This is a genomic window from Stenotrophomonas sp. 22LJNL06-5-1 (genome assembly GCF_056861455.1).
On sequence record NZ_JBSPUE010000012.1, the window covers coordinates 58,645 to 71,184 of the forward strand.

Consider the following 12,540-nt stretch of genomic DNA (forward strand, 5'->3'; position numbering starts at 1 on the left):
TGCCTGTGCGAGTTCTCATCGTCGACGATCACACCCTGGTCCGCGCCGGCCTGGCGCGGCTGCTGCAGGGGTTTGCCGACGTGCAGCTCGTCGCCGAGGCCAGCAATGCCGAGCAGGCACTGCAGCTGGCCCTGCAGCACGCCCCGGACGTGGTCCTGATGGACCTGTCACTTCCCGGCCGCACCGGCCTGGAAGCCCTCAGTGACATCCGCCTGCGCGCCCCCGGCACGCGGGTGGTGATGATGACCATGCACGACGACGCCGCCCACGTGCGCGATGCACTCGATCGCGGCGCGGTCGGGTTCGTGGTCAAGGATGCGGCGCCGCAGGAGCTGGAACTGGCGCTGCGTGCCGCGCACGCCGGCCAGGTGTTCCTGAGCCCGCAGATCTCGGCCAAGATGCTGGCGCCGATGCTGGGCCGCGAGAAACCCACCGGCATCGCCGCGCTGTCACCGCGCCAGCGCGAGATCCTGCGCCGCATCGGCAAGGGTGAGAGCAACAAGGAAATCGCTGCCGACCTTGGCATCAGCGTCAAGACGGTGGAGACCCACCGCGCACGCATGATGGAGTCGCTCGGCTGCCGCCGCGCCAACGATCTGCTGCTGTTGGCCGCGCGCCACCAGCACGAGCTGGAGTGATTGCCTGCGAATGGGGTCAGATCCCTTTCCACAGGAAAGGGACCTGACCCCTGCCCAGCACTGCACCGGCGACGAATTCCCGTCACCCTGACACGCCCCGACAGGAATCCGTACACGGCGCAGCCCGCTTAACCCGGCACCTACACCGGAAATCAGCAACTTAGCGGCGACCATCGTCAACATTCCGCGCCAATGTAGGGAATACCCCTACACCCTGTCAGGACATTCACGAAGCCCCTCAGGAACCCCCTGATTCCGCCCCCGCCGGATCAAAAGCAAGATGCGTTCCACAAGGCGCCGGGGAGCGGTGCCGGGGAACCACGATGAAGGCTGCACTCTCGACCCAGCTGGGCCAACAACTTCACCTCACCCCGCAGCTGCTGCAGTCGATCCGGCTGCTGCAGCTCGATGGCCTGCACCTGGAACAGGAAATCCAGCGTCTGCTGGACTCCAATCCGCTGCTGGAGATCGAAGAGGCCGAAGCGCCCGCCGCCGATGCCACCGAGGCCAGTGCCACCACGATGGACACCGCCGCCTTCGACGAGCTGCCCGAGTCGTCGATGTGGGACGTGGCCGGCGCCAGCTGGCAGGACGGCGACGACGACCGCATGGCGCGCATCGCCGCCGGCGAATCCAGCGACCCGCAGCTGCGCGTACTGCAGCGCCTGTCGCTGGACATGGACGATCGCCAGCTGGCTGTCGCAGCATTCTGGCTCGATCACTGCGACGAGGCCGGCTACCTGCAGGCACCGCTGGACCAGCTGCAGTTGCTGGCCAGCGCTCAGTTCGACATCGCCGCCGACGGCGTCGAAGCCATCCGCCAGCAGCTGCTGCACGGCGAGCCCGCCGGCATGGCCGCGCAGGACCTGCGCGAAGGCCTGCAGGCGCAGCTGCGCAGCCTGCACGGCGCGGTTCCCGCCCGCCACCTGGCCGCCCGCATTCTCGATGGCGCGCTCGACGCGCTGGCCGCGCACGACTACCCCGCCCTCGCCCGCCTGCATGACGCCGAAATCGACGACGTGCGCGAGGCGGTGCGCCTGATCCTCTCGCTGCAGCCGCGCCCGGGTGACAGCCTGCTGCCCGAACGCAATGCCGTGGTGGTGCCGGACGTGGTCGCCTGGCACGCCGACGACCAGTGGAAAGTGGCACTGAACCCGGCCACCAGCCGCCGCGTGTCGATCAACAGCCAGTACGAACAGGCCCTGGCAGAGACCAGTGAGGCCGCACCGGCACTGCGCGAAATGCTGCAGGAAGCGCGCTGGTTCAGCCGCGGCCTGTCGATGCGCTACGACACCCTGCTGCGCACCGCGCGGGTGATCGTCGAGCGCCAGGCCGCGTTCCTGGTGCGTGGCGAGGAGGCCATGGCACCGCTGACCCTGAAGGAAGTGGCCGAGGAAATCGGCATGCACGAGTCCACCGTCTCGCGCATCACCACCGGCAAGTTCCTGCAGACCCCGCGCGGCACCTTCGAACTGAAGCACTTCTTCGCCGTGCGCCTGGAAGGCGCCAGCGTCTCCGGCCAGGCCGTGAAGGCCATGGTCCGCCGCCTGATCGACGCCGAACCGGCCGGCCGCCCGCTGGCCGACGAGGCCATCGCCGGCCTGCTGTCGCGCCAGGGGGTGAACATTGCCCGCCGAACCGTCGCAAAATACCGAGAACAACTGGACATCGCCCCGGCCCGTGAACGGCGCCGGCTTGGCGCCAGGCAACCGCAGCTGGCCCGGGTGGGCTGAAAAGGATGTTGGACATGAACAAGCTCACGGTCCTGTTGGTCGATGACCACGAGGGCTTCATCAATGCGGCGATGCGCCATTTCCGCAAGATCGACTGGCTGCAGATCGTCGGCAGTGCCGGCAACGGCCTGGAAGCGATCGAGCGCTCGGAAACGCTGCGCCCGCAGGTGGTGCTGATGGACCTGGCGATGCCGGAAATGGGTGGCCTGCAGGCCACCCGCCTGATCAAGTCGCAGGACGATGCACCGTACATCGTGATCGCCAGCCACTTCGACGACGCCGAGCACCGCGAACACGCGCTGCGCGCCGGCGCCGACAATTTTGTCAGCAAGCTGTCCTACATCCAGGAAGTCATGCCGATCCTGGAAGGCCTCAGGGAGGATCGATCGTGAGCGAATCGCGCATCCTGGTGCTGGACAACGACGCCGTGCGCGCAGAGCGCACCGTTGCCCTGCTGGAATTCATGGATTTCAACCCGCGCTGGGTGTCCGACGCAGCCGACTTCGACCTGGGCCGCCAGCGCCAGAACGACTGGATGGCGGTGATCGTCGGCAGCCTGGACGACACCACTGCCAGCACCGCGCTGTACCACTGGCTGGGCGGCAGCAACCTGCCGCCACCGGTACTGCTGGCCGATGGTGATGCCACTGCGTTTGCCCAGCAGCACGGGCTGCACGAAGCCAACATCTGGCCGCTGGAAACGCCGCTGCGCCATGCGCAGATGGAAGCCCTGCTGCGCCGCGCCAGCCTCAAGCGCCTGGACGCCGAGCACCAGGCCGGTGCCGCGCAGGATCAAGGCCCGACCGGCAACGGCCCGGCGGTGACTGCGCTGCGCACCATGATCGAGCAGGTGGCCGCGTTCGATACCACCGTGCTGGTGCTGGGCGAATCCGGTACCGGCAAGGAAGTGGTGTCGCGTGCGATCCACCAGCGTTCGCCGCGCCGTGATGGCCCGTTCGTGGCGATCAACTGCGGCGCCATTCCGGCCGACCTGCTGGAAAGCGAACTGTTCGGCCACGAAAAGGGTGCCTTCACTGGCGCACTGACCGCGCGCAAGGGCCGTTTCGAAATGGCCGAGGGCGGCACCCTGCTGCTCGACGAAATCGGCGACATGAGCCTGCCGATGCAGGTGAAGCTGCTGCGCGTGCTGCAGGAACGCAGCTTCGAGCGCGTCGGTGGCAACCAGACCATCCGCTGCAATGTGCGCGTCGTGGCCGCGACCCACCGCGATCTGGAAACGCGCATCGCCGAAGGCAAGTTCCGCGAGGATCTGTTCTACCGCCTCAACGTGTTCCCGATCGACGTGCCCGCCCTGCGCGAGCGTCGCGAAGACCTGCCGGCGCTGGTGGAAACCATCGCCGCACAGCTGGCCCGCACCGGTCGTGGCGAAGTGCGCTTCACTCCGGAAGCCCTGCAGGCACTGGCTGGCTACGAGTGGCCCGGCAACGTGCGCGAGCTGACCAACCTGGTCGAGCGCCTGGCGGTGCTGCATCCGGGTGGTTCGGTGCGCGTGCAGGACCTGCCGGCCCGCTACCGCGGCGACGCTGCACTGGCGGCGGTAGCCGCACCGGCACCGGTACAGCCGAATGCCAGCGAAGAACGCCTGGACCTGCGCAGCTTCTCGTTCCACACCCCTGGCGGCGGCAGCCAACCGGCACTGGAGCACGGCATTGCCGTCAATCGCGCCGCGGCACCGGCGGCACTACCCGATGAAGGCATGGACCTGCGCAACCACATGGCCAACATCGAACTGGGCCTGATCAACGAAGCGCTGGAACGCACCCAGGGCGTCGTCGCCCACGCCGCCCAGCTGCTCGGCCTGCGCCGCACCACCCTGGTGGAAAAGCTGCGCAAGTACGGCATCGAGCGCGAGCAGGCCGAACTGGCCGGCTGAAGCGTGCTACCAGCATGAAGGGGGCACGAACGCCTGGGCTTGCCCAGGCGTTGGTGTTTGTGGCGCAGCTGCACGACGTCAGCAGATCCACGCCATGCGTGGATAGAGACCGTGGCCGCGCCCTGACAACGCCGCGCATTTGCACAGATTCCTACAGACAACGTTGCCGCGTTCCGGAGGATGGAGTGGGACTTCCCAACGAGGTTCCACCATGCAACGCATCACCCTGCTCGCCGCCCTGCTGTTTCCGGCACTCGCCACCGCCGCCAACTGCACCCTGCCCATTCCAGATGACTGAAAGCCACCCAGCCGGTCCCGCCCACTACACCCTCCTGCTGACCTGCCAGACAGACCGCCAGGGTCGCTTCATCTACACCCAGCACGACGGCCCCATCGCACCGCGCCAGCGCCAGAATTCCGGCCGCTGGACCCTGCAGCCCTAGGCCAGAAAACCGACGCCGGTTAAATGGCGCCACGACCGGGGTCAGAGCCCGTTGCACAGCAACGGGATCCGACCCTGGGCCGACCAACGGTCGGCACCCACCAAGAGCAGGCCATGCCATTCCGGCAGATTACGCAGATCTGTCGAAGGCGGGGTGGGTCCGGTTGCGGGGGTGTCCGCGGCATGGATGCCGCGGCCAAGCCCCCAGGGACGGGTTTACGGCGTCCCCCGTAACCGGACCCACCCCGCCACCCCACGGATAGCCCGATTTTGACGTTGATGTTGACGTGGCGTCGGCGGGTGCAGGGCGCAGCCCTGCCACCAAACACCTACACCCTCACTTCACTGAATCGAAAACCGGTTTCGGCACGGCACTTGCACCTGCTCCAGCAGACAACCCCATCCCCTGTTTCTGGAACCGTTGCAGATGTCCCACTCCGTCACTTCGATCCTTTCGCAGATCCGCTCCTATCAGACCCAGATGGGACAGCCGGCGCTCAACCCGCTGGGCGAAACGCCGCGCAGCAACGCCCTGCCGGGCACGGTGCTGGATGCGCCGCAGGCCCAGCCGGCCAGCTTCACCGAAACCCTGCGTGGTGCGATTGCCGGCGTCAACGATGCGCAACAGAAGTCCGGCGCCCTCGCCAAAGCCTTCGAAATGGGCGACCCCAGCGCCGACCTCGCCAAGGTGATGGTCGCCTCGCAGCAGTCCCAGATCGCCTTCCGCGCCACCGTGGAAGTCCGCAACCGTCTCGTCCAGGCTTACCAGGACGTGATGAACATGCCGCTGTAAGGAATAGAGACGCATGGCACTGACGCTCTCCAAGGACAGCCTGAACGCCGAAAAGGCCGGGCAATGGTTCGACCGCCTGCAGAGTCTGCAGATCACCCGTCGGCTGGGCCTGATGGCGATGATCGCGGTGGCGGTGGCGGCAGGCCTGTCCGTGTTCTTCTGGTCGCAGAAGCCGGGCATGGTCCCGCTGTACACCGGCCTGGACCAGAAGGCCACCGCTGAAGCGACCGACCTGCTGCGCGCCGCGCAGATTCCGTTCGCGCTCGACCCGGCCACCGGCGGAATCACCGTGCCGGAAAAGAACCTGCATGATGCCCGCCTGAAGCTGGCCGGCTCCGGCCTGACCGACAGCGGCAAGCTCGGCTTCGAGCTGATGGAACGTGATCCGGGCTTCGGCGTCAGCCAGTTCGTGGAAAGCGCACGCTACCAGCATGCGCTGGAAACCGAGCTGTCGCGCACCATCAACACGCTGCGCCCGGTGCGCGATTCGCGCGTGCACCTGGCCATTCCCAAGCCCAGCGCCTTCACCCGCCAGCGTGACGTGGCCAGCGCCTCGGTCACCCTGGAACTGCGTGGTGGCCAGCAGCTGGAACGCAGCCAGGTCGATGCCATCGTGCACATGGTCGCCGCCAGCATTCCGGACCTCGCTCCGGAACGGGTGACCGTGGTCGACCAGAGCGGGCGCATGCTCAGCATCACCGACCCGAACAGCGAAGCGGCGGTCAACGCCGCCCAGTTCGAGCAGGTGCGCCGCCAGGAAACCTCGTTCAACCAGCGTATCCGCGAACTGCTGGAGCCGATGACCGGCCCCGGCCGGGTCAACCCGGAAGTGAGCGTGGACATGGATTTCTCGGTAACCGAGGAAGCCCGTGAGCTCTACAACGGTGAACCGCAGAAGCTGCGCAGCGAGCAGATGAGCGAGAACACCACCAGCACCCCGGGCCCGCAGGGCGTGCCGGGCGCGACCAGCAACAGCCCGCCGGGCCAGCAGGCTGCACCCGCCACCGCACAGACCCCGACCGAAAGCAGCAAGAACGCGACGCGCAACTACGAGCTGGACCGCACCCTGCAGCACACCCGCCAGCCGGCGGGCCGCATCAAGCGTGTCTCGGTGGCGGTACTGGTGGACAACGTGCCGCGCGCCGGTGCCAACGGCAAGGTCAGCCCGCAGCCGTTGTCGGCCGCCGAACTGACCCGCGTCGAGGCACTGGTCAAGCAGGCCGTCGGTTTCAATGCCGAGCGCGGCGACACCGTGTCGGTGATGAACGCCCCGTTCGTGCGTGATACCACGCCGGTCGAAGGCCCGGCCTGGTGGGAGCTGCCGTGGGTGCACGATGCCGGCCGCATGCTGCTGGGCGCCGTGGTGGTGCTGGCATTGCTGTTCGGCGTGCTGCGCCCGGCATTGCGCGCGATCACCGGCCAGAACAAGAAGAACGACGAACAGGCTCTGGAACCGCACACCGCGGACGTACAGCTGGTCGATGACGATGGCATGCCGCTGCCGGCGCTGGGCGCCGACCGGGCCAGCCTGGGCGGGCCGGACGCACTGGCCCTGCCGGTGGATTCATATGAGGAACGACTGCGGATGGCGCGTGAAGCCGTGAAGACCGACTCCAAGCGCGTGGCCCAGGTGGTCAAGGGTTGGGTGGCCAATGACTGAGGCAGCATTGACTGGCGTGCAGCGCGCCGCCGTACTGCTGCTTTCGCTGGGTGAGCTGGATGCGGCCGAAGTGCTGCGCCACATGGAACCCAAGGAAGTGCAGAAGATCGGCATCGCCATGGCCACCATGACCGACATCACCCGCGAACAGGTGGAACGGGTGATGGACCAGTTCGGCCAGGAGCTGGGCTCGAAGACCTCGCTGGGCGTGGGCTCGGACGACTATATCCGCAACATGCTGGTGCAGGCACTGGGCAGCGAGAAGGCCGGCAACCTGATCGACCGCATCCTACTCGGCCGCAACACCACCGGCCTGGACGCGCTGAAGTGGATGGACCCGCGTGCGGTGGCCGACCTGGTGCGCAACGAGCACCCGCAGATCATCGCCATCGTGATGGCGCACCTGGAAACCGACCAGGCCGCCGACGCGCTGAAGCTGCTGCCGGACCGTACCCGCGTGGACGTGCTGCTGCGCATCGCCACCCTCGACGGCATTCCGCCGAACGCGCTCAATGAACTCAACGAGATCATGGAGCGCCAGTTCGCCGGCAACCAGAACCTGAAGTCGTCCAACATCGGCGGCGTGCAGTGCGCGGCCAACATCCTGAACTTCATGGACAGCGGCCAGGACCAGGCGATTCTGGGCGAAATCGCCCGCATCGATGCGCCGTTGAGCAACCGCATCCAGGACCTGATGTTCGTGTTCGACGACCTGGTCGACCTGGACGACCGCGAAATGCAGCTGGTGCTGCGCGAAGTGAGCGGCGAGCGCCTGGGCCTGGCCCTGCGCGGCGCCGACATCAAGGTGCGCGACAAGATCACCCGCAACATGTCGCAGCGCGCGGCAGAAATCCTGCTGGAAGACATGGAAGCCCGTGGCCCGGTGCGCCTGTCCGACGTGGAAGGCGCACAGCGCGAGATCCTGGCCATCGTCAAGCGCATGGCTGATGAAGGCACCGTCACCATCGGTGGCAGCGCGGAGGCCATGCTGTGAGCAACGTCGTGCGCTGGCTTGCCCCGGACCTGCTGGCCCAGCCCGAACCGGTGCTGGATCAGGAGGATGCGTTCGAACTCACCGAGCCGGAGCCGCCGCTGCAGCTGCCGACCCTGGAGGAAATCCAGGCCATCCAGGACAGCGCCGAGAAGGAAGGCTTCCAGCACGGCCATGCCGAAGGTTACGGCCAGGGCCAGGCAGAGGTGCGTCGCCTCGCCGCGCAGATCGAAGGCATTCTCGACAACTTCAGCCGACCGCTGGTGCGGCTGGAGAACGAAGTGGTCGGCGCACTGGGCGAACTGGCGGTACGCATCGCCGGTGCGCTGGTCGGCCGCGCCTACGAAGCTGACCCGGCACTGCTGGCACAGCTGGTCGGTGAGGCCATCGACGCGGTGGGTGGCAGCACCCGCGAGGTCGAAGTGCGACTGCACCCGGACGACATCGCCGCCCTCGCCCCGCTGTTGAGCCTGCCGCCACAACAGCGCCTGGTGCCGGACACCAGCCTCAGCCGCGGCGATCTTCGCGTGCACGCCGAAGCGGTGCGCATCGACGGCACCCTGGAAGCCCGACTGCGAGGCGCGCTGGACGCGGTGATCCGCCAGACCGGAGCCAATGCATGAACCCCGATCCGCAGCCGACGCCGCCACCGGCCGACTGGGCCATGGCCCGCAACCTGCGCCTGGCCCGTCGGCTCGATGGCCTGCGCGTGGATACCGCCCATGGCCGTGGCCTGATCCGCGAAGGCGTGCTGCGCCGCGCGGTCGGACTGACCCTGGAAGCCGTCGGCTGCGAGGCGCCGCTGGGCGCCAGCTGCAAGGTGGAAGTGGTCGATGGTGGCTGGGTCGATGCCGAAGTGGTCGGCTTCGCCGGCGAGCGCACTTACCTGATGCCCAGCGCGGAACTGCACGGCCTGCTGCCCAATGCACGGGTGGTGCCGTCCGCGCGCCGTGGCGGCGTTGAAGTGGGCGAAGGCCTGCTCGGCCGCGTCATCGACAGCGACGGCGTGCCGCTGGACGGCAAGGGCCCGATCCGCGCCGAGGGCCATGTCGGCATGGCCGGCGTGTCGATCAATCCGCTGGCACGTGAACCGATCACCCAGCCACTGGACGTGGGCGTGCGTGCGATCAACGCGCTGCTGCCGATCGGCCGCGGCCAGCGTGTCGGCCTGTTCGCCGGCTCCGGCGTCGGCAAGTCGACGCTGCTGGGCATGATGACCCGCTACACCGCCGCCGACGTGATCGTGGTCGGCCTGATCGGTGAACGTGGCCGCGAAGTACGCGATTTCGTCGAGACCACGCTGGGCGAGGAAGGCCTGCGCCGCGCCGTGGTGGTGGCCAGTCCCGCCGACCGGCCGCCGCTGGCGCGCCTGCACGGTGCCTACCGCGCTACCGCCATCGCCGAATGGTTCCGCGACCAGGGACTGAACGTGCTGCTGCTGATGGACTCGCTGACCCGCTTTGCCCAGGCACAGCGCGAGATCGGCCTGTCGGTGGGTGAGCCGCCGACCACCCGCGGCTACCCGCCGTCGGTGTTCGCCAAGCTGCCGGCACTGGTCGAACGCGCCGGCAATGGCGCCAAGGGCCGTGGCTCGATCACCGCGTTCTACACGGTGCTCACCGAAGGCGATGATCCGCAGGATCCGATCGCCGATGCAGCGCGCGCGATCCTCGACGGCCACATCCTGCTCTCGCGGCGCGTGGCCGACAGCGGCCTGTACCCGGCCATCGACGTCGAATCGTCGGTCAGCCGCGTGGTCACGGAAATCGCCGACGAGCCGTGGCGCCTGCGCATCCGCAAGTTGAAGCGACTGGTCTCGGCCTACTCGGCCAACCGAGACCTGATCGCCATCGGTGCCTACCAGCGCGGCAACGACGCGGCCACCGACGAAGCCCTGGAACGCTGGCCGGAAATCATGGAGTTCCTCGGCCAGGACGTTGCCAAGGCCGCAGATCTCCCGCACAGCCAGGCGGCGCTGCAGCGCCTGGTGGAACAAGAGAGTTAAGCCATGAACCAGTCCAAGCGCATCGATCCCCTGCTCAAGCGGGCCCAGGAACACGAGGACGCGGTCGCCCGCGATCTGGCCGAACGCCAGCGCGTGCTCGATACCCATCTATCGCGACTGGACGAACTACGCCGCTACGCCGAGGAGTACGCCAACGCGCAGATGGCGGCGACCAGCCCGGCGCAGCTGCTGAACCGCCGCGCCTTCCTCGACCGCCTCGACAGTGCGGTCGAGCAGCAGCAGGCCACGGTCAACGGTAACCGCGAGAAAGTAGAGGCAGAGCGCGCCCGGCTGATCCTGGCCAGTCGTGACAAGGCCGTGCTGGAACAGCTGGCCGCCAGCTACCGCGCGCAGGAGAAGGTAGTGACCGACCGCCGCGACCAGCGCGAAATGGACGACATCGGTGCCCGCCGCGCCCGCCTGGTACAGGCCGAAGACCAGGACGGCGCCGAGCAGGGAGGCCGCTCGTGATGCCCGCGCCATTGGCCAGCAGCGCCAACGCGCAACCGCAGAATTCCGGTAGCAGCGCAACGCGCGCGCCACGCGGTGATGGCAACAAGGAATTCAGCCAACTGCTGCAGGGTGGCTCACCGGGTGCCGATGCACCCTCGAAACTCTCGAACACGCCCACGCCGTCCACGCAGGGGCCGGCATCCGACAGCAATGGCCAGGCTGGTGCCGAGCGCAGGCCGGACAGCGCTGCCGCACCCGAAGAGACCGCAGCCGCGGTGCCCACAGTGCAAGCCAAGCCCGCTGCCGAAAAGGACGCCCCGGCGACGGCCGAGGAAGCCCCGTGGCCACCGCTCGGCCTGGCAGGACTGGTGCTGGCGGTACCGACACCTGCCGATCCTGCCGCCACTCTGCCAGCAGTGACAGCTACGGCCGCCGACGCAGACGGCAATGCACTACCCGCCCCCGCTGCACTACCGGTCGCAGCAGCCCTGCCGCCTACAACAACCGCGACCGCTACGGCCACCGCCGAGGGCAACGCCCCCAGCGAAGCCGACCAGCCGACCCCACTGCCGTTGCCTGAGCTGGTACTGCCCGGCAAGCGCAGCGAGCGCGGTGAAGGCAGCGACGCACTCCTCATCGGCGACCGTGCCACGGCGCCGCTGCTGCATGCACCGGGCAACGCGGCCGTGCAGGATCTGAAGGCCGCGCTGGCCACGGGTAATGCCATCTTCAACGGCGAGCCGACACCGAAGCCGGTGCTCGGTGACGATGGTTTCGATCAGGCCATTGGCGCGCGCCTTGGCTGGCTGGCCGACCAGAAGATCGGCCATGCCCACATCCGGCTGAGTCCGGACGACATGGGGCCGGTCGACGTGCGCCTGCAGTTGAACGGCGACAAGGTGCATGCCAGCTTCAGCAGCCCACACGTGGATGTGCGCCAGGCTCTGGAAAGCAGCCTGCCGCGCCTGCGCGAACTTCTCGGCGAACAGGGTTTCCAGCTGGCTCATGCTGATGTCGGCCACCAGGCGCCCGGTGGTGACGGCAATGCGTCGGGCCAGGCCGGCGGCGGCGGCATGGCAGGTGACGGAGAACCGTCGCCGGGCGACGCCAGCGTGTCGTCCGCGCAGTTGATCCGCCAGCGCGGGTTGTTGGACGCCTACGCCTGACAGGCGTGCCAACCAAGGTTGGCACCCACCAGAGCGATGCGGTTGGCACCTACCAGAGCGGGGCGGTTGGCATCCACCAGGGCACCGGGGCAATAGAGCCGCCCCTGCCAGTATCGCGCTGGTGGGTGCGGAGCTTGCTCCGCACGGCGCCACCGGCACGCCGACGGAATTCCGTCCCCCCCTCTGCCCCGCCTTCGGCACACCCCTTGCATATCCCGGTGAAGCAACCCTCAGGAGCTTCACCCCGTGGCCGCAGCCGCTGACAAAACCAAGAAGACCGCCGAGAAGGACAAGGCCGCCAAGCCGCGTAGTCCAATCCTGATCACCGCGCTGGTGGCCGTACTGGCCGCCGCTGCCGCCGGTGGCGGCGTCTGGTTCTTCACCCAGTCCAAGCACGAAGAGAAGACCGCACAGGCCCCGAAGAAGGCCAGCACTCCGGCACCGGCGCAGTACTTCGCGCTGGACCCCGCGTTCGTGGTCAACCTCAACGGCCCGGTCGACGGCCCGCGCTACCTGCAGCTGGAAGTGCAGCTGATGACCCGCGACCCGGCCGCGCTGGAAGCGATCAAGACCCATGCCCCCGCCATCCGCGCACGCCTGCTGATGCTGTTCTCGCAGGTCAGCCCGGACCAGATCGCCGATGTGGCCGGCAAGCAGAAGCTGCAGGCCTCCTCGCTGGCCGAGGTACAGAAGGTGCTCAAGGCCGAGACCGGCAGCAACGGCGCCGACGATCTGCTGTTCACCAGCTTCGTGACCCAGTAAGGG

13 protein-coding genes are annotated in these 12,540 nt (G+C 67.9%); all 13 read left to right on the forward strand.

The annotated features are described in order from the left end of the window. The first annotated feature begins 5 nt into the window (after window positions 1-5). The 13 genes from AC13GF_RS20320 (at window position 6) to AC13GF_RS20380 (ending at window position 12,537) form a co-directional block, all read left to right on the forward strand. Window positions 6-638 (forward strand): response regulator, encoded by a 633-nt coding sequence (locus tag AC13GF_RS20320; RefSeq protein WP_005413261.1) that lies wholly within the window; start codon window positions 6-8, stop codon window positions 636-638. Window positions 639-961: 323 nt separating this feature from the next. Continuing rightward, window positions 962-2,371, forward strand: a complete 1,410-nt coding sequence (gene rpoN / locus AC13GF_RS20325; protein WP_483005794.1) for an RNA polymerase factor sigma-54 — start codon at window positions 962-964, stop codon at window positions 2,369-2,371. A gap of 14 nt (window positions 2,372-2,385) precedes the next feature. After that, on the forward strand, window positions 2,386-2,763 hold the full coding sequence (locus tag AC13GF_RS20330; protein WP_010485922.1) for a response regulator: 378 nt from the start codon (window positions 2,386-2,388) through the stop codon (window positions 2,761-2,763). Next, window positions 2,760-4,265, forward strand: a complete 1,506-nt coding sequence (locus AC13GF_RS20335; RefSeq protein WP_483005795.1) for a sigma-54 dependent transcriptional regulator — start codon at window positions 2,760-2,762, stop codon at window positions 4,263-4,265. Before AC13GF_RS20330 ends, AC13GF_RS20335 begins: the two co-directional genes overlap by 4 nt. 290 nt (window positions 4,266-4,555) lie before the next feature. After that, the gene (locus AC13GF_RS20340; RefSeq protein ID WP_483005796.1) at window positions 4,556-4,708 is read left to right on the forward strand and encodes a hypothetical protein; all 153 of its coding nucleotides are present in this window, start codon (window positions 4,556-4,558) and stop codon (window positions 4,706-4,708) included. Window positions 4,709-5,134: 426 nt separating this feature from the next. Next, window positions 5,135-5,500, forward strand: coding sequence for a flagellar hook-basal body complex protein FliE (gene fliE, locus AC13GF_RS20345; protein WP_005409552.1), 366 nt, complete (start codon window positions 5,135-5,137; stop codon window positions 5,498-5,500). A 13-nt stretch (window positions 5,501-5,513) separates the two neighbouring features. Continuing rightward, window positions 5,514-7,160: a flagellar basal-body MS-ring/collar protein FliF gene (fliF, locus tag AC13GF_RS20350; protein WP_049444832.1), complete on the forward strand. Its 1,647-nt coding sequence runs from the start codon at window positions 5,514-5,516 to the stop codon at window positions 7,158-7,160. 7 nt (window positions 7,161-7,167) lie between these two features. Continuing rightward, window positions 7,168-8,154, forward strand: coding sequence for a flagellar motor switch protein FliG (gene fliG, locus AC13GF_RS20355; protein WP_024958226.1), 987 nt, complete (start codon window positions 7,168-7,170; stop codon window positions 8,152-8,154). Then, window positions 8,151-8,774, forward strand: a complete 624-nt coding sequence (locus AC13GF_RS20360) for a FliH/SctL family protein (protein ID WP_483005797.1) — start codon at window positions 8,151-8,153, stop codon at window positions 8,772-8,774. The genes fliG and AC13GF_RS20360 overlap by 4 nt, the downstream gene beginning before the upstream one ends. Further along, complete coding sequence (locus tag AC13GF_RS20365; protein ID WP_005413257.1) at window positions 8,771-10,156, forward strand: FliI/YscN family ATPase; 1,386 nt, start codon at window positions 8,771-8,773, stop codon at window positions 10,154-10,156. The genes AC13GF_RS20360 and AC13GF_RS20365 overlap by 4 nt, the downstream gene beginning before the upstream one ends. Before the next feature lie 3 nt (window positions 10,157-10,159). Further along, window positions 10,160-10,627 carry a flagellar export protein FliJ gene (fliJ, locus tag AC13GF_RS20370; RefSeq protein ID WP_005416437.1) on the forward strand — a complete coding sequence of 156 codons (468 nt, stop codon included), beginning with the start codon at window positions 10,160-10,162 and terminating at the stop codon, window positions 10,625-10,627. After that, window positions 10,627-11,775: a flagellar hook-length control protein FliK gene (locus AC13GF_RS20375; RefSeq protein WP_483005798.1), complete on the forward strand. Its 1,149-nt coding sequence runs from the start codon at window positions 10,627-10,629 to the stop codon at window positions 11,773-11,775. The genes fliJ and AC13GF_RS20375 overlap by 1 nt, the downstream gene beginning before the upstream one ends. A 246-nt stretch (window positions 11,776-12,021) precedes the next feature. Next, window positions 12,022-12,537: a flagellar basal body-associated FliL family protein gene (locus AC13GF_RS20380; RefSeq protein WP_010482427.1), complete on the forward strand. Its 516-nt coding sequence runs from the start codon at window positions 12,022-12,024 to the stop codon at window positions 12,535-12,537. Window positions 12,538-12,540: the final 3 nt, after the last annotated feature.